Origin of the sequence: Hoeflea sp. BAL378 (assembly GCF_000759435.1) — a bacterium.
Classification (GTDB): domain Bacteria; phylum Pseudomonadota; class Alphaproteobacteria; order Rhizobiales; family Rhizobiaceae; genus Hoeflea.
In genome coordinates, this window is sequence record NZ_JRJG01000135.1 from 1 (window position 1) to 21,414 (window position 21,414).

At 66.9% G+C, this 21,414-nt stretch carries 23 protein-coding genes; 9 read left to right on the forward strand and 14 right to left on the reverse strand.

The window, feature by feature from the left end; translation table 11 throughout:
- The first annotated feature begins 173 nt into the window (after positions 1–173).
- The 4 genes from LL06_RS28100 (at position 174) to ligD (ending at position 4,401) form a co-directional block, all read left to right on the forward strand.
- Complete coding sequence (locus LL06_RS28100) at positions 174–515, forward strand: hypothetical protein (protein WP_201772374.1); 342 nt, start codon at positions 174–176, stop codon at positions 513–515.
- A 141-nt stretch (positions 516–656) separates the two neighbouring features.
- On the forward strand, positions 657–839 hold the full coding sequence (locus tag LL06_RS27925; RefSeq protein WP_035531982.1) for a hypothetical protein: 183 nt from the start codon (positions 657–659) through the stop codon (positions 837–839).
- Between the two features lie 161 nt (positions 840–1,000).
- Entirely contained in the window at positions 1,001–1,894 is an 894-nt protein-coding gene (locus tag LL06_RS22005; RefSeq protein WP_035531985.1) for a Ku protein, read from the forward strand.
- Positions 1,894–4,401, forward strand: coding sequence for a DNA ligase D (gene ligD / locus LL06_RS22010; protein ID WP_035531986.1), 2,508 nt, complete (start codon positions 1,894–1,896; stop codon positions 4,399–4,401). Before LL06_RS22005 ends, ligD begins: the two co-directional genes overlap by 1 nt.
- Here the strand turns inward: ligD and LL06_RS22015 are convergent.
- The gene (locus tag LL06_RS22015) at positions 4,398–4,820 is read right to left on the reverse strand and encodes a response regulator (RefSeq protein ID WP_035531988.1); all 423 of its coding nucleotides are present in this window, start codon (positions 4,818–4,820) and stop codon (positions 4,398–4,400) included. The two genes, ligD and LL06_RS22015, sit on opposite strands and share 4 nt — an antisense overlap.
- Positions 4,821–5,053: 233 nt before the next feature.
- Here LL06_RS22015 and LL06_RS22020 point away from each other — a divergent pair, with 233 nt between their 5' ends.
- A complete protein-coding gene (locus LL06_RS22020; protein WP_035531991.1) occupies positions 5,054–5,272 on the forward strand; it encodes a hypothetical protein in 219 nt (72 codons plus the stop codon).
- Between the two features lie 43 nt (positions 5,273–5,315).
- On the opposite strand, the gene LL06_RS22025 is transcribed toward LL06_RS22020, so the two are convergent.
- Entirely contained in the window at positions 5,316–5,951 is a 636-nt protein-coding gene (locus LL06_RS22025; RefSeq protein ID WP_052161818.1) for a hypothetical protein, read from the reverse strand.
- 379 nt (positions 5,952–6,330) lie between these two features.
- Here LL06_RS22025 and LL06_RS22030 point away from each other — a divergent pair, with 379 nt between their 5' ends.
- Positions 6,331–6,828 (forward strand): ferritin-like domain-containing protein, encoded by a 498-nt coding sequence (locus LL06_RS22030; protein ID WP_035531993.1) that lies wholly within the window; start codon positions 6,331–6,333, stop codon positions 6,826–6,828.
- Between the two features lie 240 nt (positions 6,829–7,068).
- Here the strand turns inward: LL06_RS22030 and LL06_RS22035 are convergent, their stop codons facing one another.
- The 12 genes from LL06_RS22035 to LL06_RS22090 form a co-directional block, all read right to left on the reverse strand.
- Positions 7,069–7,359 (reverse strand): BON domain-containing protein, encoded by a 291-nt coding sequence (locus tag LL06_RS22035; RefSeq protein ID WP_035531995.1) that lies wholly within the window; start codon positions 7,357–7,359, stop codon positions 7,069–7,071.
- A gap of 186 nt (positions 7,360–7,545) precedes the next feature.
- Entirely contained in the window at positions 7,546–8,295 is a 750-nt protein-coding gene (locus LL06_RS22040; protein WP_035531997.1) for a 3-oxoacyl-ACP reductase family protein, read from the reverse strand.
- Positions 8,292–9,200 (reverse strand): hypothetical protein, encoded by a 909-nt coding sequence (locus LL06_RS22045; RefSeq protein ID WP_035532000.1) that lies wholly within the window; start codon positions 9,198–9,200, stop codon positions 8,292–8,294. The genes LL06_RS22040 and LL06_RS22045 overlap by 4 nt, the downstream gene beginning before the upstream one ends.
- A gap of 131 nt (positions 9,201–9,331) precedes the next feature.
- Complete coding sequence (locus tag LL06_RS22050) at positions 9,332–10,114, reverse strand: IclR family transcriptional regulator (RefSeq protein ID WP_052161819.1); 783 nt, start codon at positions 10,112–10,114, stop codon at positions 9,332–9,334.
- Positions 10,115–10,360: 246 nt separating this feature from the next.
- Positions 10,361–11,086, reverse strand: a complete 726-nt coding sequence (locus LL06_RS22055) for an NAD(P)H-dependent oxidoreductase (protein WP_052161820.1) — start codon at positions 11,084–11,086, stop codon at positions 10,361–10,363.
- Positions 11,086–12,021, reverse strand: a complete 936-nt coding sequence (locus LL06_RS22060) for a 3-keto-5-aminohexanoate cleavage protein (protein WP_035532003.1) — start codon at positions 12,019–12,021, stop codon at positions 11,086–11,088. The genes LL06_RS22055 and LL06_RS22060 overlap by 1 nt, the downstream gene beginning before the upstream one ends.
- Before the next feature lie 26 nt (positions 12,022–12,047).
- Positions 12,048–13,328, reverse strand: a complete 1,281-nt coding sequence (locus LL06_RS22065; RefSeq protein ID WP_035532006.1) for a TRAP transporter large permease — start codon at positions 13,326–13,328, stop codon at positions 12,048–12,050.
- Positions 13,328–13,912 carry a TRAP transporter small permease gene (locus LL06_RS22070; protein WP_035532008.1) on the reverse strand — a complete coding sequence of 195 codons (585 nt, stop codon included), beginning with the start codon at positions 13,910–13,912 and terminating at the stop codon, positions 13,328–13,330. Before LL06_RS22070 ends, LL06_RS22065 begins: the two co-directional genes overlap by 1 nt.
- Positions 13,913–14,006: 94 nt before the next feature.
- Complete coding sequence (locus tag LL06_RS22075) at positions 14,007–14,999, reverse strand: TRAP transporter substrate-binding protein (protein ID WP_081964132.1); 993 nt, start codon at positions 14,997–14,999, stop codon at positions 14,007–14,009.
- 50 nt (positions 15,000–15,049) lie between these two features.
- Positions 15,050–15,958 carry a DUF6282 family protein gene (locus LL06_RS22080; RefSeq protein ID WP_035532013.1) on the reverse strand — a complete coding sequence of 303 codons (909 nt, stop codon included), beginning with the start codon at positions 15,956–15,958 and terminating at the stop codon, positions 15,050–15,052.
- A 138-nt stretch (positions 15,959–16,096) separates the two neighbouring features.
- Entirely contained in the window at positions 16,097–16,897 is an 801-nt protein-coding gene (locus LL06_RS22085) for an aldolase/citrate lyase family protein (protein WP_035532015.1), read from the reverse strand.
- Positions 16,898–17,225: 328 nt separating this feature from the next.
- A complete protein-coding gene (locus tag LL06_RS22090; protein ID WP_052161821.1) occupies positions 17,226–17,924 on the reverse strand; it encodes a GntR family transcriptional regulator in 699 nt (232 codons plus the stop codon).
- Positions 17,925–18,002: 78 nt separating this feature from the next.
- Between LL06_RS22090 and LL06_RS22095 the strand changes: the two genes are divergently transcribed.
- The 3 genes from LL06_RS22095 to LL06_RS22105 all read left to right on the forward strand — a co-directional run.
- Positions 18,003–19,007, forward strand: a complete 1,005-nt coding sequence (locus LL06_RS22095) for an Ldh family oxidoreductase (RefSeq protein WP_035532021.1) — start codon at positions 18,003–18,005, stop codon at positions 19,005–19,007.
- 22 nt (positions 19,008–19,029) lie between these two features.
- Positions 19,030–20,280, forward strand: a complete 1,251-nt coding sequence (locus tag LL06_RS22100) for an iron-containing alcohol dehydrogenase (RefSeq protein WP_035532023.1) — start codon at positions 19,030–19,032, stop codon at positions 20,278–20,280.
- A gap of 2 nt (positions 20,281–20,282) precedes the next feature.
- The coding region (locus tag LL06_RS22105) for an aldehyde dehydrogenase family protein (RefSeq protein ID WP_035532026.1) at positions 20,283–21,414 on the forward strand (1,132 nt) is incomplete at its 3' end.

Below are 21,414 nucleotides of genomic sequence, written 5' to 3' on the forward strand. Positions count from 1 at the left end.
CCGCTGCCCCGGAGCCCGCCGATACAAGCCCTCTGTCGGGCGCCGATGCGGGCGCTCCGCCGGCCGGCGGCAGCGCCAGCCCGCCGAGGCCAGCCACACGAGCCAGAACCACCGCCGAAGCCTTTGACGCGGACTTTGACCGGGGCTCCGACGCCCCACGAAAGGAGAAAACCATGTCTGTCTACACTCAGTTGCTCCCTGAAATCGAACCGGGCAGCGGCCCTTACGTCAAGGTCAGCTCGGACGACGCTGTGATGTATGTGCCGATCACGGAGGGCGACCCGTTCGAGCACGCCAGGGAGGCCGTGCTGAAGATGGCCGAAGAGCTGACGGCGAAGCCCGAGAGGGCAACCGCGCCGGCGGGCGCAGATGCGCGCGACTCGCGCAACAACACCCACGGCTCCGACACCCCGGACGATCTCGAGGACGAGCTGGAGATCGGCCTCGAGGACAGTTTCCCGGCCAGCGATCCGCCGGCGGCAACCACCAGCGAGATCCGGCCCCACAAGTCCTAGGCGATCCCTCGGGACCCCCGCCCCGTGACGCATATGCCGGGGCGGCCAGGCCTGTGGCCGCAGCCGAAAAGCTGGCATGCGATCAGGCCGGCGGGGACCCGTCTCATTCCCCGGTGTCGGACTGGACAAAGGAGAAAGGTGATGATCATGCTGACCGTTCATACAGGCGGAGGGCCCGGACCGGACCCGAATGTCCCCACCGACCGCCCGCCTCCGCCGATCAAGGAGCCCGACCCGGACGACCGGCTGCCCGACGAACGGCCGGAGCCCAATCCGGACGAGAACCGCAGGCCGCCCAAGAGCGTGGCCGGTGCCATCGGCTGACCGAGGGTTTGCCCGCGCGCTCCCGCGCGGCACCGGTGCGGGAACCAGTTCCCGCCACAGGCGTTTCACTGGGTGATTGCCGGAGCAATCGGCGTCCCCGCCGCCTGCCGGCACCGCTGAACTGCCGCCGCCCGCGGGCAGTCGAACGTTTGGAGTAGACCATGGCCGCACGACCGATCTGGAAGGGACAACTCAGGTTGTCGCTGGTTTCGATCCCCGTCGAGATGTTTTCCGCGACCAAGACCAGCGCGCGCATCAGCTTCCGCCAGATTCATGAGCCCTCGGGCAAGCCGGTCCGGTACCAGAAGACAGTCGCCGGCATTGGCCCGGTCGACGCCGGCGACATCATGAAGGGCTATGAGTACGAGAAGGACCAGTACCTGCTGATCGACCCCGAGGATGTCGAGGAGATCAAGCTCGAGACCAAGAAGACGCTGGAACTGGTCCAGTTCGTCGACGCCTGCGAGATCTCGCCGCTCTATTTCGACAAGCCCTATTACCTGGTGCCGACCGACGATCTGGCGGAAGACGCCTACCGGGTCGTGCGCGATGCGCTGCGCTCGACCAAGATGGTCGGCCTCGGCCAGGTGACGATGCGCGGCAAGGAATATCTCGCGGCGGTCAAGCCCTGCGGCGACGGCCTTCTCTTGGAGACGCTGCATTATGCCGATGAGATCCGCGACGCGCATCCGCTGTTCTCGCAGATCGAGGACGACACCGCCGACGAGGAACTGCTCGAGGTGGCCAAGTCGCTGATCGCCCGGAAGACCGGCGCCTTCAAGGCCGACGCCTTCAAGGACAATTACTCCATCGCGCTCAAGGACCTGATCGAGCGCAAGACCAAGAGCAAATCGACCAAGCGCGTCCAGACCGGCGGCGGCGAGAGCGAGTCCGGCGGCGGCGGCGACAATGTCATCGACCTGATGGCGGCGCTGAAGCAGAGCCTCGCCAAGGCCGGGGGCAAGCCGGCGGACGCCAAGGCGGACAAGCCCGCCGCCAGGACCGCCAAGCCGGCCGCCGCCAAGACCCCGGCGAAAAAGAAGAAATCCGCCTGATGCCGGTCTCGGTCGAAAAACTCGCCGACTATGTCGCCAAGCGCGATTTCGCCAAGACCTCCGAACCCAGCGGCGAGGGCAAGGGCAAGGGCGCGCCCTCCGGCCGGCCCGCCTTCGTGGTCCAGAAGCATGACGCGCGGCGGCTGCATTACGATTTCCGGCTGGAATGGGAGGGCGTGCTCCTGAGCTGGGCGGTGACCAGGGGGCCGAGCCCGGTCACGTCGGTCAGGCGGCTGGCGGTCCGGACCGAGGATCATCCGCTCGACTACGGCGGGTTCGAAGGCACCATCCCGGCCAAGCAATATGGCGGCGGCACGGTGATGCTGTGGGACCAGGGCTGGTGGGAGCCGCAGGAGGATTTCGCCGAGGGCCTGAAATCCGGCAAGCTGAAGTTCATCCTCCACGGACAGCGCATGAAGGGCCGCTGGACACTGGTGCGGATGCGCACGCAGGAAAAGCGCGAGAACTGGCTCTTGATCAAGGAACACGACGCGTTCGAGGAGGACGAGGAAGACGGGCTGATCGAGCGGCATCTCACCTCCGTCGCCAGCGCGCGCAGCATGGAGGAGATCGCGGCCGGCAAGCCCGGGCGCAAGCGCCCCGCCAAGGCTCCCGCCGTCGCCAAGGCCGCCCCGAGGAAACCCGCCGCGACACACAGCCTCCCGACACCCAAGTTCCGCAAGCCGCAGCTCGCCAAGCTCAGCGATGATGTGCCGGAGGGCGACGGATGGCTGCACGAGACCAAGTTCGACGGCTACCGTTGTCTCGCGGCGCTCGGCAAGGGCGGTGTCAGCCTCTACACCCGTTCCGGGCTCGACTGGACCGATCGCTATGCCGGTCTGCCGGACGCCTTCGCCGCGCTCGATTGCAGGAACGTGCTGATCGACGGCGAGGTCATGACCGACAGTTCGGCCAAGGGATCGCGGTTCTCCGCCCTGCAGGCCGATCTTGAACAGGGCCGCCCGGTGATCTTCATCGCCTTCGACCTTCTGGAGCTCAACGGCAAAAAGCTCGACAGGCAGCCGCTGTCCGAGCGCAAGGAAGCGCTGGCGCACCTGCTTGCCGGGCAGCCCAAGACCTCGCCGATCCGCTATTCGGAACATGTCGTCGGGCACGGGCGCGAGGTGTTCGAGGCGGTCGCAAAGGCGGGCGGCGAAGGCATCATCTCGAAGGCCTGCGACAGTACCTACGCGGGTAGCCGCAACGGAAGCTGGCTCAAGATCAAGACCAAGCTCAGGCAGGAGTTCGTCGTCGGCGGGTTCTCGCCGTCCTCGGCCAGGCATCGGCCCTTCGCCTCGCTGCTGGTCGGGTCGCGCGAGAACGGCCGCCTGATCTACCGCGGCCGCGTGGGCGGCGGCTTCAGCGAGTCCGACCTGGTTCAGCTCACGAAGCTGATGAAGAGCCGTCAGCGCCAGACCGCCCCGTTCAACGAAGTTCCCGGCGACGTCGCCCGGTCGGCGCGCTGGCTGAAGCCCGATCTGGTCGTCGAGGTCGAGTATGCGGAATTGACGGATCAGGGCAGTATTCGGCACGGTGTCTTTCACGGCGTGCGCGAGGACAAGGAGGCGGCGGTGGTGAAGCTTGAGAAACCCGAGACAGCGACCGGCGAGACGAAGACCCTGTTGGGGGTGCGGATCAGCAGTCCGGATCGGGTGGTGTTTCCCGATGCGGGCTGCACCAAGGGCGATGTCGCCGCCTATTACGCGAAAGCGGCCGAGCGGATGCTGGAGCTCGCCGGAGACCGGCCGGTGTCGCTGCTCCGATGCCCCGACGGCGCCGAGGGCGACTGCTTCTTCCAGAAACACGCCGGCAAGGGCTTTCCCGACGGCATCGGCACCGAGGACATCGTCGAGAGTTCCGGCAAGGCCGAACCCTATATGGTGATCCGGGAAAAGGCGGGCTTCGTCGCCGCCGCGCAGATGGGCACCATCGAGTTTCACATCTGGGGTTCGCGCACCGACATGCTGGAAAAGCCAGACCGGCTGGTTTTCGACATCGACCCGGACGAGGGCCTGGGCTTCGCGGACGTCAAGGCGGCGGCCAAGGAGATCCGCCAGCTTTTGTCCGATATCGGGCTTGAGAGCCTGCCGATGGTGACCGGCGGCAAGGGCGTGCATGTGATCGTGCCGCTGCGGCGCACGGCCGAATGGGAAACGATCACCTTCTTCACGCGGACCATCGCCAGTTATCTTGCCGGACAGCACCCGGACCGCTATGTGGCGACGATGTCGAAGGCCAAGCGCAAGGGCAAGATCTTCATCGACTGGCTGCGCAACGACAGGGGATCAACCGCGGTGGCGCCCTATTCGATCCGGGCGCGCAAGGGGGCGCCGGTGGCGATCCCGGTGTCCTGGCAGGAACTGTCGCGGCTGAAATCCGCCAATTCCTTCGATATCGGCAAGGCGCTCAAGCGGCTCGACAAGCCCTGTCCGTTGGCCGCGATGGACCTGAAACAGTCGATCTCGCAGGCCATCGTCGACAGTCTGGAAAAGCGGATCGGCGGTTAGCCTGACGATTGTTCCCGGTAGAGTTCGATCCCGGGAGCCGCACTTTCCCGGTGCGAAGCCACGGAGCAGGAGCGGGCGACCAGATCGAACAACACGCCTGCAAGCCTGTCGTAGTCGACCGGCTTGGGCAGAGAGATGTCGATGCCGGCAATTCGTCCGGCGACAACCGATTCGTCCCGGCCCAGCGTCACCACCGGAATTGCCTGGCCGTGAAGCCGGGAGGCGATCTCCACGGCGATCTGGTTCGGCTGATGCAGATCGAACACGGCGACGTCGACGGCCTTGGGAGCGGCATGCCTGCTGTATTCGTCCGGCTTGACGGGCTCGACGACGAAGCCGCGGCCCTCAAGCTCGAAAAACATGTCGACCATCAGGCTGGGTTCGTCAACGACAACGAGGATCTTCGGGTTTCTGTCCATGCGGGCAACTCCGTGGCCTACAATTGCTGTCGTCCGACACGTCAATTGCGTTGAAATCTCGCCCCCGAAATATTCGCCCTTGTTTTGTATAATGGGCTGAAATGACAGCGGTATAAAGGCCACGATTGATGAGTGAGCGCCATCTGCAGCGGTTCCCCCAAATCAGCTACTTGAAAACAAAGCGGTAAATACTAACATATAGCAGGTCACGATTTTGTCGGGGGAGTCACCGGATGTACCGCGAAAGAAACGAGCGCTTGCAGATCATGGTGGCGCCGGAAGAACTTAGCGCCATTGACGACTGGCGCTTCCGGCAGCGCATGCCCAGCCGCGCCTCGGCCGTTCGCGAGCTTCTCCGGCGCGGTCTCCACGCGGAAGGCGTCGAGATTGCCGGCACTCACGAAAAATCCAGCGACTTCGGCGTCATCGAAAAACGCAAATCCACCGACTAGCGCCGCATGACCGAAGGGCGTCGGGAGGCCCGTGCCGTTTCAGTCAGGCGTCCTGCTCGCTGTCATCCGCCAGAAGCCGCGTGAGACGGCGCCGCGCGCGGCGTGAGCGGATCTGCTCGGTCTGGATGGTCTGGGGACTGACCACCCACGTGTCGCCCCGCCATTCGGCGACGAAGCGCCGTTTGGCGCCGACAACCAGATCCTCCGACAGGTAATCGGCGACCACCATCACCTCGATCGCGATGGTCCGGCCGGATGCCGTGAAGTCGCCGGGCGTCACGCCCTGACTGTCGGCCGCTCTGGCAATGAGCGTGTCGAAGGTGCCGATCCAGGTCTGGTCCCCGCTGTGCAAGGGGCCCTGATGCGTCTCCCGGCGCGGATCGGACGGACGCTCCGCCTCGGCGGGATCGAAGTCGGTGACCCGGACCGAGATCCGGTAGTCGTCGCCTTCCAGCGTGACGATCACGGCCTCCAGATAGATCGCCTGCGAACTCATGTTGCTGATGAAGCAATGCGCCGCAAGCGTCCGTCCGACCGCGCGGGTGATGACGATCTTCGCCCGCACCTGACGCCGGTAGCCGCCGAGGAAGACCTGCAGATAGATCACCCAGACCGCCAGCATGGCGACGCTGGATGCCGCGCTGATGAGATTGGCATTGTTCTGGAGCCAGTCCGGCATCCGCGTCTCCCTTGATGACAGCCCGTGCCAGGATTGGCGCGCCCTACAGCGCGCGTCACGGTACCAGGGCAACCGCCCCGGGCCGGGATTGTTCCGGACTATCGGCGCAAACCCGCCGCCGGCGTCCGAACGATCTCGCCCCCGGAGTCCGCACCCATGCCCCCGCGGCGCGGCCGTTCAGCCTCCTCCGGTCCCCTCGGAACACCGCCTTTCGGGGACGGCGCACGGCATCCGCCGCGCCCGGTTGCGACAGGGCCGAAAGTTCCCGTCCCGGGACGAATTATTTGTGGGGCCTGCCGCGGACGAGGCCGGAACCTTGGCTCGGTGTCGCGAGTTACACGGGAAGATCACAATCGGGTGATCAAACGAGGAGAAGACAATGGCCAAGGAAAAGACACTCAACGACCTGTTCCACGACACGCTGAAAGACATCTACTACGCGGAACGCAAGATTCTCAAAGCCCTTCCGAAAATGAAGCGCGCGGCGGAATCCGAAGAACTCAAGGCAGCCTTCGAAAAGCACCACAGCCAGACGGAAGGCCAGATCGAACGGCTCCAGCAGGTGTTCGACATCATCGGCAAGCCGGCCCGCGGCAAGACCTGCGACGCCATCGAAGGCATCATCGCCGAGGGCGAGGAGATCATGGACGAGTTCAAGGGCACCGCTGCGCTGGACGCAGGGCTGATTTCCGCGGCGCAGGCCGTCGAGCATTATGAAATCACCCGCTACGGAACCCTGAAGCGCTGGGCCACGGAGCTTGGCATGAAGGACGCCGCCAAGCTGCTGGACGAGACGCTGAAGGAAGAGTCGCAGACCGATACCGATCTGACCAAGCTCGCCGACGCCTCCGCCAACAAGCGCGCCAAGGCCGCTTGACCGGCCAAGGACGATTGACAGAGGGCAGCCGGCCATTCCGGTTGCCCTCCCTTTCTGATCCGACCGCACAGGCGTGAGGCGCAGTAAGCCATGACCAGGAACTCCCTGGCCTAGCCCTTCCGGGCAGCAGCCCGGCTGGTAAGGTCCCGAAACCAGCTAGTTAAGTCACGAAGAAAGCCGGCCGAGGCGACGACACCGCGACCGGCCCATCATGTGTCGCTCCACCTGACGGCGGGCGGACTAAAGGCCCGGGGCCGCGTCGCCGCTGTCGCGCACGAAGATGGTGCTCTTGACGTCCCGCACGCCGGGCACCGCCATGGCGGCCTCCGTGCATCGACGGATTTCCTCCTCGTCCAGGACCCAGCCGCTGAGGACGACGGTGGCGTCGGACAGCACCGTCACCTCGACATCCACCGCGTCGACCTTGCCGCTTGCCGCCAGGGCGGCGGCGACATCGGCTTCGAGCTCGGCCGCCGGCTTGCGCTCGACATCCGCCGGGTCTCCGAAATATTCGCGTTCCTTGAACACCATGACCTCATCCTCTCTGGGCGGGGCGCCACGGGTGACCGGAAAGGTCCCCATTGGGTGGCAGGCGCGGGCTTTCCGCGACCTGCGGTGCCCGCAGATTCAGCAACGCGAGGATGCCGCGATGGTTCCGCCGTTTTGGCAGGACGCGGACAATGGCTTAAGGCGACACGGTCAGCCGCGCATCCGGCGTCAGGTCACCCCGCCGTCGGCGATGATGGTGCGGCCGGTGATCCAGCCGGCGTCGGACGAGGCCAGGAAGGTGATGATGCCGGCCACGTCCTCGGTTTGGCCGATGCGGCCGAGCGGCGTCATGGCCAGGATCTGCGGCCCGCGTTCCTCGATGATCTTGGCGGTCATGTCGGTTTCGATCACGCCCGGGGCAACCGCGTTGACGGTGATGCCCCTGGGGCCGAGCTCCTTGGCGAAGGCGTGGGTCAGGGTGATGACGGCGGCCTTCGACGCCGAATAGACCGAACTCGTGGGAATCGGCCGATAGGCCAGCGCCGAGGCGAAATTGATGATCCGGCCGCCCGGCGAGGGCAGATGCGGCAGAGCCGCCTCGGTCATCAGCACGACCCCCATGACGTTGGTGTCGAGGATCGAGCGGATGAACTCCGCGTCCATCTTGCCGAGCGGGCGGTAGTGCCCGAGAGCCGCGCAATTGACCAGGATGTCGAGCCCGCCGAAGGCCTCGACCGTGCGGGCGACGAGCGCCGTGACCGCCTCGGGATCGGCCACGTCGGCCTGCACCGCGATGCAGGCGCCATCCGCGCCGGCCAGTTCCCTTGCCAGGGCCTCGGCCGCCTCGTGGCCGGAGCGGTAGCCGATGACGACGCGGCAGCCGAGCGCGGCGAAGCGCCGGGTCACGGCGGCGCCGATGCCGCGCGATCCGCCGGTAACCAGCACGACCTTGCCCTTGAGGTCCGACGCCCCACTCATGCGGGCTGCCCCGGCATCGGGTAGTCGTCGGCGTTGAGCACCCAGCCCTGTTTTTCGGAAAAATCCATCCGCGGCGGCGAGAAGATGTCGATGAGCTGGTTGCCGGTCTCCTCCATGGCGCGCGAGGTGTGGATCGCCGGCGGCGGGATCACGGCGATGGAGGGCGAGCCGCACCATTCGTGGTCGTCGGCGCGCCAGGCATTGAGGTCCGGCGTCCAGGGCCAGCGGATGTGATGGGTGAACGCGCCCTTGAGCGCCAGCGAGCACTGTTCGAAATCATCGTGATAGTGCGGCGACAATTTGGTGATGTCGCGCGGCCTGGGCTCGGCCGGCAGGCAATTGACCATGAAGGTGGTGCAGCGGAAGATGCGGCCGAAGCGGCCGGGCTCGGGCGGCACGTCGAGCGAATAGAAGCGCACCCTGTGGCCGCCCCTGGGCTCGGGCCATGCCACGAAGGGCGGGATGTTGGGGTGAGGCTCGGCATAGGCGTCGGCGTTGGCGCAGGCCGCGGCGAGATCGTCCGACCGTGTGGTGAACATGCGCACCAGCCGGCCGCCCTCGGGCATCGTCACGGTGCTGTCGCCGGGCGGCACGAAGGCGATCGAATAGCCCGGAACGGTTTCCGTGGCGCTCTGCCAGGTGATCGTCGCAGACGCATCCGGATCCTGCAGCAGCACGACATATTCGTCGACCTGTCCGCTCCGCGAGAAGGACGCGCCCGGCGCGGCCTCGGTGTAGGCGATGATGAAATTCTGGCCGCGGCCGAGCCAGGTCCTGCCGCTGGCGTCGTCCTGCTGGGGCGCGGTCTGATAGAACTTGAGATATTCGGCCGCCGCGAATTCGCTGGCCGCAGGCCCCGCCTTGGCCGTCGCAAGCGAAGCGCGCGGATCAGTGCTGTTGTACATTTCCACCTCCCGTGTCAGGCCGGAGCAGAGCCCGCCTGTTCTTGTCTACAATACGTCGTTTCGTTTTTGACGATAGCCACGGCGAACCCGTTGTCAAGACCGGCGGCGGCCGTGACGGGAAGTTTGGCTGGTCAGAGTTCGTCGTGGCCGAGCGCCTTGGACACCCGGCGGGCGGCGGCCATGGTGCGGGTGCACTGGTCCTCGGAGGGCGTTCCCGGGATGAACTGCACCATGTCGACGATGCCCACCGTGCCGCAGACGGTGCCGGTGGAATCGAAGATCGGCGCGGCGAGCGTGTTGAGGCCGATGCCGGTCTCGTTGGGAGCGGTGGCCCAGCCCTGGGCGCGCACCTTGTCGAGTTCGGCGGCCAGTGCCTCCGGGCTGACGATGGTGTATTGGGTGAAGACCTCGAGCTTGGAGCGGAGCACGCGGGCGCGGAATTCCGGCGAGGAGTGGGCCAGCGCCGCCTTGCCCTGCGCGGAGCTGTGGAAGCTGAGCATCGAGCCGGGGCGCACGCCGATCTCGATGGCCGAGCGGCCGGGCACGGTGGCGAGCACCCGTATCCCGTCGGGCGTGATCTGCGAGACGACCGCCGAATGGCCCAGCGCATCGCGCAGTTCCATCAGCGGATCGGCGGCCAGGTTGGCGAGATCGAGATTGTCGCTGACGGCGCGTCCGAGCGCCACCAGCCGCGGCCCGCTGGCGTAGCGGTCGGAATCGGCGGGCTGCACCAGGTAGCCCTCCTGCACCAGGGTCTGCAAATGGCGGTGGATCCGGCTCTTGGTGGTCCCCAGCGCCTGCGCCAGCGCCGTCACGCCGACGGCGCGCTGCTCCCGGGCAAGGTGTTCGATGATGCTGAGAGCCAGGTGGACGGCCTGGACTCCATCTCCGGTCTTGCCTTCGATTCGCGGCATGGTCTTTTTCCCTCGTTGAGTGGTTCGCGGCGCGCCGCGCCGGAGGGTGCGGCCGCCACGGCGGATCCCCGCCTGGCCAACCCGCGGCCGGCATGATCGAACCGACTCCTCAAGCCTGGAAACGTGCCGGAAACACCAAATCTGCAAGATGCTGTTTCGTACAGCGATACAGTAGAAAGAGTCGCGCCGCATGTCAACGCTCGCCCGCAGCGGCGGGAGCCGCCGGCGCCGGCCACAAGGCGGCGGTCAGCCGGCGCGGGTCCAGGCGGCATCGGAGCTCAGGTCCAGCGGATGGGTGTCGCTGCGCACCGGCGCCACCGGCAAGGCGGCGACCTCGACCAGCCGGGCGGCGAAGGCGGCCAGGTAGTCGCCGCGCACCTCCGGCGCGACGCGCGGCGCGGCATAGGCGACAAAGGGCTCGGACACCTCGTAGCCCATATATTCGAGGCCAAGCCGCCTGACCGGCATCAGCACGTCCTCGATCGGGCCGTAGACGCCCTCTTCCGAGAACCGCGCCGGCGTTCCGCCGGTGGTGACGGCGAACACCGCCCGGCGGCCGCGGAACAGGCCGGTGTCGAAGCGGTAGCCGTCGACATAGGCGAAGCCATAGGCCAGCACCCGCTCGAACCAGCCCTTGAGGATGGCCGGCGCGCCGCCCCACCACAGCGGGAACACCAGCACCAGGATATCGGCGGCGGCCACCTTGCGCTGCTCCCCGGCGATCTCGGCCGAGAAGGCGCCCAGGCGCGCCGCCCTCGCCTGTTCGGACTGGTAGTGAAACCGCTCCGGATCGGCGGCGCCGTCGAAATCATGGCGCCCGGCCACCGGATTGAAGCCCATTGCGTAGAGGTCGCTCAGCATCACCTCGTGTCCCGCCGCCTCGAGCGCCGTGCGGCCGGCATGTGTGAGTGCATGGCAGAAGGATGTGGGCTCGGGATTGGCAAGGACGATGAGAACGCTGCGGCGGTCCATCAGAAGCCCACCTGGTCGCCGCCCTTGAGGCCGAGGATCTCGCGCGCCTCGGCCGGCGTCGCCACCTCGAGCCCGGCGTCGCGGACCATGCGGACCGCCGTCGCCACCTGCTCGGCATTGCTGGTGGCGAGCTTGCCCGGCCCGGACCAGATCGAATCCTCCAGCCCCACGCGCATGTGCCCGCCCATCAGCATCGATTGCAGGCCGACCGCCATCTGGTGGCGACCCGCCCCCAGCACCGACCACTCGTATTTGTCGCCGAACAGCCGGTCGGCGGTGCGGCGCATGTGCATGACATCTTCCGGATGCGGGCCGATGCCGCCCAGGATGCCGAACACCGACTGGATGAAGATCGGCGCCTTGATCAGCCCGCGCTCGACGAAATGGGCGCAGGTGTAGAGATGGCCGATGTCGTAGCACTCGATCTCGAACCGGGTGCCGTTTTCGGCGCAGGTGGTGAGGATCGTCTCGATGTCGGCGAAGGTGTTGCGAAAGACGCGCGAGCGCGAGCCTTCGAGATAGGTGCGCTCCCACTCGTGCTTGAGGTCGGGGAAGCGGTCGAGCATCGGAAACAGGCCGAAATTCATGCTGCCCATGTTGAGCGAGGCAACTTCCGGCTTGAACCTCGCCACCGGCTGCAGCCGTTCCTCGATGGTCATGGTCGCGGCGCCGCCGGTGGTGATGTTGATCACGCAGTCCGAGCGCTGCTTGATGACGCGGAGAAACGGCTCGAAGGCTTCGGGCGACTGCACCGGCTCGCCGTCCTGAGGATTGCGCGCGTGCAGGTGGACGATGGCCGCGCCCGCTTCGGCCGCGCCCACCGCGGCGTCGGCGATCTCCTCAGCGGTGACCGGCAGGTAGGGCGACATCGACGGGGTGTGGATCGAGCCTGTGACAGCGCAGGTGATGATGACTTTGCGCGCTTGCTTCGTCATGGAAGTCTCCTCGGAATGGATAGGGATCAGTTTCCCGCAAACAGGGCGGTGGGAATGAACAGCGAGAACGCCGGCACCAGGGCGACGAGCGCCAGAACCACCAGGCAGATGCCGATCAGCGGGACCGCCTCGCGGATCACCGCCGACAGCGGCTGGCCCGAGGTGGCCGAAACGATGAACAGCAGGATGCCCACCGGCGGCGTCGCAAGCCCGATGACGACGTTGAGCACCGCCATGGTGCCGAACTGCACCGGGTCCATCCCGATGATCGCGGCGAGCTTGACCAGGATCGGCATGGTCAGGATGAGGATCGAGATCGGTTCGAGGAACATGCCGAGCAGCAGCAGGAAGACGTTGAGCATCAGGAGGATGAGATATTTGTTCTCGGTGATCTCGAGCACCAGGTTGGCGATCATCGTCGGCGCCCGCTCGAGGGTGAGCACGAAGGAGACGATCGACGCCATCGAGGTGATGAACAGGATCGACGCGGTCACCAGCGCCGTGGCGACGAGCGCGTCCCAGATCCTTACGGGCGTGAGATCGCGATAGATCAGGCCGATGAGCAGCGCGTAGGCCACCGCCACAGCGGCGGCTTCGGTCGGGGTGAAGATGCCGCCCTTGATGCCGACCAGGATGATCAGCGGCAGGATCAGCGCCGGCAGCGTGCGCCTGGTGGCCGACATGCGCTCGCGCCAGCCCAGTTTCGGGGTGGTGGGATAGCCGTCGCGGCGGGCGCGCCAGGTGGCGTAGAGCAGCAGTCCGGCGCCGATGGCGATGCCCGGCGCGACGCCTGCGAGAAAGAGCTGGCCGATCGAGGCGCCCGACAGCACGCCGTAGATGATCATGGTGATCGAGGGCGGGATGATCGGTCCCATCACCGAGCTCACGCCGACGAGTGCGGCCGAATAGGCCGGCGGCATGCCCTGCCGGCTCATGGTGGGGATCAGGATCGAGCCGAGCGCCGAAGCCTCGGCGGTGGCGCTGCCGGAGATGCCGGCGAAGAAGCCCGACGACAGCACCGTCACCGCCGACATGCCGCCCTGCCGGTGGCCGACCATGGCGCGGGCGAAATGCACGATCCGGTCGGTGACGCCGCCGACATTCATCAGGTTGCCGGCAAGCAGGAACAGCGGGATGGTCAGGAGCACGAACTGGTCGACGCCCGCCATCATGCGCTGCGGCAGCGCCAGCACCAGCGCGCCGTTGCCGGAGAGGTAGAGATAGGCCGTGCCGGCGACGCCGAGCACGAGCGCGATGGGCACGCCTGTGGCGACCAGCACGGCGAAGACTGCAAGAAAACCGGCCATCAGGCAATTTCTCCGGATTCGGGGTGAGCGACCGTGGTGTCGGGTTCACGGCGCCAGAGCCTGCCGGCCCTGAGGATCAGATCCACAAGGATATGAAGGAAGAGAAGGGCAGAGCCGACCGACACCGACACATAGACCCAGCGGATCGAAATGTGCAGCGGGTCGCCGTTCAGGCTCTCCGAGATGAAGTCGAGCGCCGGGATGGTCTGGTTGCCGAAGCGGGCGGCATACATCCAGCCGGCCCAGGTCATCAGGCCCAGAAAGAACAGCGTCGGCACCGACATGAGGATGCGCGTGGCGCGCCGCGCCTTCAGCGACAGCGTTTCCGACAGCATGTCGAGCGATATGAACTCGCCCCTCTGGTAGGACAGGCCCAGGAGCAGGAAGGTCATCCAGATCAGGATGTAGCGGCACAGTTCCTCCGCCCAGATCAGCGACGAGTTGAACACGTAGCGCGCCGTCACCTGGGCGATCATGATGATGACGATGGTGCCCATCATGCTGCCGGCGGCAAACCGCATCGCCCGTTCATAGGCCCTGACGATCGCGTGCAGCAGGCCTGGCTTCGCCTCGCTCGGTTCCATGCATTTCCTCCCTCATCGTCTGCGGACCCGTTCAAGCCAGCAGGATCCGGCCGGGCCCGGGGGCCCGGCGGGACGGTGCGCGCCGCGTCAGGTCTCAGGCGCGGGCGGCGGCCACGAACTCGGCGATCAACGGCGACTTCTCGCTCCACTGGCCGACGATAGGTGCAACCTTTTCCCTGACCTTGTCGAGCCCTTCGAGTTCGACGATCTCGACGCCCTTCTTCTTGAGCTCGTCGCGGCCGGTGAGGTCCTGCTCCTTGGTGTAGGCCAGCGTGTCGACGACGGACTGGCGGCCGGCCTCGCGCATGGCGCCCTGGAGATCGGCGTCAAGCGTGTCGAACACGTTCTTGGCGATAGCCGTCGTCGAATGCCAGGGGTAATGGCCGGTGAGCGTGAAGTGCTTGCCCACTTCCCAAAGGTTCTCGCCCAGCATCGAGGAGACGTTGATCTCGACGGCGTCGATGACCTTGGTTTCGAGCGCGCCATAGACCTCGCCATAGGGAAGGCCGACGGGGGAGACGCCGATGGTTTCCCAGATCGCCTTGTGCAGCGGCACCGGAACGATGCGGGTCTTCAGGCCGACGAACTGGTCGATGGTGGTCACCGGGCTCCCGACCGACAGGAAGTGGCGCTGGCCGATGTCGGCGGTGGCAAGGCCGATCAGGCCCGCCGGCTCCAGGTCGTCATGGATCTTCTGGGCGATCTCGGTCTTGGAAATCTCGGCGAAGTGATCGTAGTCGCGGATCAGGAACGGCAACTGGTAGGCGTCGAGCGCCGGCCGGCCGGTGACCAGCGGAAACTGCACGCCGCTGGCGTTGCAGATGTCGAGCGTTCCCGCCATCACCGATTCCAGGTTCTGCTTGTCGTCGCCGAGCTGACGGTTGGGGAAGATCTGGATGTCGAAAGCGCCCGGGACGAGCTTTTCGAGCGCCTCGGCGAAGCTGGTGGCCATCTTGTGGCCGGGATGGATTTCGTTGGCCGCATGGGCGAAGCGAAGGGTCCGGGTGGCGGCGCGCGCAACCCAGGGCATGGAAAGGGCCACGCCTGCGGCGAGACCGGTCTTGAGCATGATACGACGTGTGAACATTGGTTTTCCTCCCGTTTCACTGCAATAGAGTTTGGTCAGTCCGTGCCGGTTCAACCGAGGTTGAGCAGCCAGGCGGCATTGTCTCCGATCATTTTCCGGATATCGTCCTTGGGAATCTGCAGGTCGAGCAGCAGCGCCACGATCTGGCGAAATCCCTCGATCGGCCGCGGCGAGCCCTGCAGGCCGAGATCGGAGGACAGCACCGTGCGCTCCGGTCCGGCGATCTCGATGTAACGGGCGAGATCCTGGGGGGTGAACTCGAGCGCCTTGCCCTCGATGAACATGCAGATCGAGTGCTCCAGATAGGCGCCGAGCCGGACCAGCTCGCGCATGTCGTCGTCGGTGCATCCGACGACATAGGTCGGGTGGTTGACCAGCATGCGCTTGACGCCGCGTCTGCCCGCCTCCTCGAACACCTGGATGAGCTCCGGAGCCGGCAGATGGCCGCCGGCGAGGATCATGTCGGCTTCGGCGACAAGGTCGAGCACCAGCTTGGTGTCGTCGGTGATCTCGCCATTGGCGTCGAGCGCGCTGAGCGGGATCGGCGGCAGCATGCGCTTGGCGGTCTTGGGGAAGTTCTTGGCGGCGCCTTCGGTCTGGGCGATGTGGTTGGCCGCCGACAGCGTCGGCAGCCAGACGATCTTGGCGCCGATATTGGCGGCATGGTTGACCGCATGGGGGTTGATGCCGCCCGACGCGTTGTTGAGCGCGATGCCCGAGAACAGCCGCACGCCGGTCTCGGGGAACAGCTTTTCAAGGATCACCGCATGGGAGACGCCGAGATAGAAATGGTCCTTGAACAGCAGCGCCCGGAACCCCGCGGCGGCCGCATCCATCAGCGCCTCGTGATGATCGAGAATGCGCGGCATGGCCGCCGGTCCGCTATGGCAGTGCAGGTCGACGGCGCCGACCAGCAGTTCCGCCACTTCCGCTTCGCGCGAGTCAAAAGCCGTGTTCATTGCATAAATCCTCCTGCTGCCGCGTCGCGGTGCATCCGCCGGAACCCGGCGCCGTTGCTGTCGCCGCATCCGCATGATGCGGCGGTCGTGGGCGTGGACGACGCGGCCGGGCCGCGGCCGGTCCTGCGTGGCGAGATCTCACGCATCGGACCGCTCCCGCGAGCTTGCGACGCGGTCCGAGAAATCGGCGAGCGCCTTGATCGCCGCCTGGCGCATCAGCCCCTGATCGGACGAGAGGATGAAGGCGGACGCGCCCTTGGCGGTCAACTCCGCGGCGTCGTCGAGCGAGCCCGCCAGAATGCAGACCGGCTTGCCCGCCCGGCCCGCTGCGGCCAGGATGGTGTCGGTGGCCTCGCGCACGGCTGGCGATACGCCGTTCCACTGGCGGTAGGCCACGGTCAGGTCGCCGCGGCCGATGAAGACGCCGTCGATGCCGTCGACGGCAAGGATCTCGTCGATCGCGCCGATGGCGTCCGGGTCCTCGATCATGGCGATGACGGTCACGCCGTTGTCCTGGGCGGAAATATGCTCTTCATAGCCCGCCTTGCCGAAGCCGCCGGCGCGGGTGGTGTTGGAAAAGCCGCGGGCGCCGGTGGCGTAGCGGCAGGCATCGACCACCGCTCTTGCCTTGGCGACGCTGTCGACATGGGGCACGAGCACCCCGGTGGCGCCGCAATCGAGCACAGGAAGGATGTGGCTGGCCTCGGCGCCGCGGACACGGACGATGCCGGCAATGCCGGAGGCCCGGCAGGCGAGCAGCATGCGGTCGGTGGTTTCGGGGTTGAAGGGCGCGTGCTCCTCGTCGATGACGACGAAATCGAACCCCACCGAGCCCATGATCTCGCTGGCATGCGTGGTCGGCGTCTTCAGAAACGTGCCGAAAAGCGGCTCGCCGTTTCTGAACCGCGACCGGAAACTGGAAAAACCGGCACTGCTCACTGCTTCCTCCCATGTTCCGTTGAACAGAACAATCTTCTTGTAAGCGATACATTGCGGGTTTTTTCCGAGCTGTCAATAGGTCCTGTTCCGCCTTTCGCACCAGCCGGACCGTGCCGGACCCCGGACCGCCATTGCTGCATGCGTGGATGCAGCGGCGCGAGCCGGGAGGCACGGCGGCCGGCCCTGCGAGGTCCGCGTGGACGGATCAGAACCTGATTTTGTCGGTGGTGTCGCGGCCTGGCGCAGGCCGCCTGCCTGCCCCGCACGGCCCGGCCGGAAGACGGCCGGAGCCCTGCCTCAGGCCCGGAAGCGGGCGAAGGCCGTGGCCTCAGTCACCGTCGAAGATCGACATGAAGCGTCCGCGCGAGCGCTCGATGTGCTCGCGCATCGCCTGCTCCGCGCCCTCCGGATCCCGGCCGCGGATGGCGGCGAGGATGCGGGCATGCTCCTCGTTGGCGTCGGATGTGGCGCGGGCGTGGAAATAGAGCCGGAACAGGTGCACATGCACATGCAGCCGCGCCAGGGCCTCCTGCACCGGCGCATTGCCGGAGGCGAGCGCGATTCCATCGTGGAACGCGGCATCGCTGCGGGCGAATTCGCCATAGGCGAGCCGCGCGTCCTCATGGCCCTTCTCGTGCATGTCCCGGTCGACGGCCTCGAGCGCGGCGATGGCCTCGTCGGTGATCGCAAGCGCCGCGCGGCGCGCCGCGAAGGGCTCCAGAAGCAGCCGCAGCTCGTAGAGCTGGTGCAGGCGCTCGCGGCCGATCTGGTCGGCGGCGCTGTAGCCGATCAGGTGCGTCTTGACCACCAGGCCCTGCGCCTCGAGCCGCGACAGCGCCTCGCGGATCGGCGTCTGCGAGACCCCGAATTCGCGCACCAGGCTGTCGACCGAGATCCGGCCTCCGGGCGGGATCTTCAGCGACATCAACTGGGCGTAGATGGCGGCATAGACCTCCTCGCCCAGCCGTGTCGGCCGGCGCACCAGCCCGCTTGCGGCCCCGGCCGCGCCTGTCATCTCTCTCGTCATCTCAGCCTGCTCCCTTGACGGCGCCTCAACTTGACAGCATAGTCCGCCTCAAATCGTATATCCGATCGGATTTTATCCTTGGCTGTCATCGATGCTTCTACCGTAAAACAGCTTGCGAAGCGAGCGCTTGAACGCGCCGGCGTTCCGGCTGCGCATGCGGACACGCAGGTCGAGATCCTGCTCGACGCCGATCTGCGCGGCGTGCCGTCGCACGGCCTGCTGCGGCTCGAGCGCATCGTCGGGCGCATCGCCAACGGCGTGACCGACCCCGCTTCCCGCGGCCGGCAGGACTGGCGCGGGCCGGGCTTTCTGGCGGTGGACGGCGAGCGCGGCCTGGGTCCAGTCGTCGCCAATGCCGCGCTCGAGACGCTGATGGCCAGAGCCGAGGAGAACGGTGTGGCGGTGGCCGCCATCTCTAACTCCAACCACATCGGCATGCTCGGCTGGTACGCCGAACGCGTGGCCGGCCGCGGCTTCACCGTCATCGCGCTGTCGACCAGCGAGGCGCTGGTCCATCCCTGGGGCGCGCGGCGGGCGATGATCGGCACCAATCCGATCGCCATCGGCGTGCCCACCGGCGGCGAGCCCTTCATGATGGACACCGCCACCAGCGTCGTCTCGATGGGCGAAATCCACGATCACGCGCACCGCAAGGCGGCGATCCCGCCGCATTGGGCGCTCGACGCCGACGGCAATCCGACGACCGACGCGGAAGCGGCGAAACGCGGCGCGATCGCCCCCTTCGGCGGCGCCAAGGGTTACGCGCTGGGGCTCGCCTTCGAACTCATGGTCAGCAGCCTGGCGGGTGCTGCCATCGGCCGCGATGTCCGCGGCACGCTCGACGACACCGAAATCTGCAACAAGGGCGATGTGTTCATCGTCATCAAGGGGCCGCGCCGCGACCTGCAGGCCTATCTCGCCGAGATCCGCGGCCTGGAGTCGGCCGACGGGTTTGCCGGGGTTCTGATCCCGGGTGAGCGCGGCCGGGCTTGCCGGGCCGAGCGGCTGAGTACCGGCGTGCCGCTCGCCGACGAAGTCTGGGAAACGCTGCAGCACCTCGCCGGCGCCAGGGCGGCCGCATAGAAACCACAGGGGAGGACGTCACTTGTCGTTGTTTGGAACCTTGCGCACGCCGCGCAATCTCGTCTTCGGCGCAGGACAGCGGGCAGCGCTCGCGGGCTACGCCGCAGCGCTCGGGCGGCGCGCCCTGATCGTCACCGATGCGCGACTCGCGACCGACCCGGACTTCCTGCGGCTGGTGCAGTCGGTGCGCGTCGCCGGGCTTGAGGCCGGCGTCTTCGACGGCACTATCGCCGAGCTGCCGATCGAATGCATCGCGGCGGCCGTGGAGGCAGGCAAGGCGATGGAGGCCGATCTGGTCATCGGCATCGGAGGCGGCAGTTGCCTCGACGCAGCCAAGGTCGCGGCCCTGCTGCTTGCCCATGGCGGCCGGATCCAGGACTATTACGGCGAGTTCAAGGTGCCCGGCCCGGTGCTGCCTCTGATCCTCATGCCCACCACCTCGGGCACCGGCTCGGAGGTCACCCCGGTGGCCGTCGTCACCGATCCGGACCGGGCGGTGAAGGTCGGCATCGCCAGCCCGCATCTCATCTGCCACACCGCGATCTGCGACCCGGAGCTCACCTGGTCCTGCCCGCGCGGCCTGACCGCCGTGTCGGGCGCCGACGCGCTGACCCACGCGATAGAGGCCTTCACCACCATTCGCCGCCAGATCACCGGCACGATCGTCCATGACCATGTCTTCCTCGGCAAGAACGTGCTCAGCGACCAGTATGCGCTGCTCGCCATCGGCCACATCGCCGCCAGCCTGAAGCGGGCCTGCGACAAGGGCTCCGACACCGAGGCGCGCGAACGGATGATGCTCGGCGCCACCGCCGCCGGCCTCGCCTTCGGCACTGCCGGCACCGCGGCCGCGCACGCCATCCAGTATCCGATCGGCGCGCTCACCCACACGCCGCATGGCGCCGGCGTGGCGGTGATGATGCCCTATGTGATGGAGTTCAACCGCTCCCATTGCGAGGCCGAGCTCGCCGAGATCGGCCAGGCCATGGGCCTCGACGGCACCGGCCGGACTGTTCACCAGCAGGCCGGCGACACGATCGACGCGGTTGAAGACCTGTTCGCCTCAATCGGCATCCCGAAGACGATCGCCGACCTCGGCGTGGTGGCCTCGCAGCTTCCGCAGATCGCCGAGCAGGCGATGGGGGCGGCGCGGCTGATCAAGAACAATCCGCGGCCGATCGACCTCGACAGCATGGCGTCCCTGGTGGCTGCCGCGTTCAGCGGCGACCGCGCCAGCCTTCGCCCCTCCCTAACTGACCGAAAGGCAAGCTGACCATGACCATCAAACCGACATTCGCCCCGCAGATCAGCTTCGACGTCGGCGCGCTGCCGACCAATCTCTATATCGGCGGCAGATGGCTCGAAGGCTCGACCGGCAAGCGCATCGACGTGTTCGATCCCTCCACCGGCGCGGTCATCACCTCGGTGGCGGACGCCAGCATCGACGACGCCAAGGCTGCCGTGTCGGCGGCTTACGAGGCGGGCCCTGGATGGGCCGCGACCGCGCCGCGCAAGCGTTCGGAAATCCTGCGCCGCTGCTTCGAACTGATGATCGAGCGCAAGGACTGGCTCGCCGAACTGATCAGCCTGGAGAACGGCAAGGCCCTGAGCGACGCGCAGGGCGAGGTCGCCTACGCGGCAGAGTTCTTCCGCTGGTTCTCCGAGGAAGCGGTCCGGCTCAACGGCGAGATCGCCACGGCGCCTTCGGGCGCCAACCGCATCGTCGTGCAGCAGCAGCCGATCGGCGTCGCCGTGCTGGTCACTCCGTGGAATTTCCCGGCGGCGATGGCCACCCGCAAGATCGGCCCGGCGCTCGCCGCCGGCTGCACCTGCGTGCTCAAACCCGCCACCGAGACGCCGCTGACGGCCTATGCGCTGGCGGCGCTCTATGCCGAGGCCGGCGTCCCCGACGGCGTCGTCAACGTCATCACCACCAGCCGCTCCGGCGGTACGGTCAGCGCCATGCTGCACGATCCGCGCGTGCGCAAGCTCTCCTTCACCGGCTCGACCGAAGTCGGCCGCAAGCTCCTGCACGAGGCCGCCGACACCGTCATTTCCTGCTCCATGGAACTGGGCGGCAACGCCCCTTTCATCGTCTTCGACGACGCCGATCTCGACGCCGCCATCGAGGGCGCGATGATTGCCAAGATGCGCAATGGCGGCGAGGCCTGCACGGCGGCCAACCGCTTCTATGTGCAGAAGGGAATCGCCGAGGCGTTTTCAGCCAAGCTCGCCGAGCGCATGGGCGCCATGAAGGTGGGCCCCGGCTACGACCGGGCGACCCAGTGCGGGCCGCTGATCAACCGGGACGCCGTCGACCGCGTCGCGGGCCTGGTCGAGGAGGCGGTGAGCCGCGGCGCCAGGGTGCTCACCGGCGGACACCGGCAGGCGGGCGACGGCTTCTATT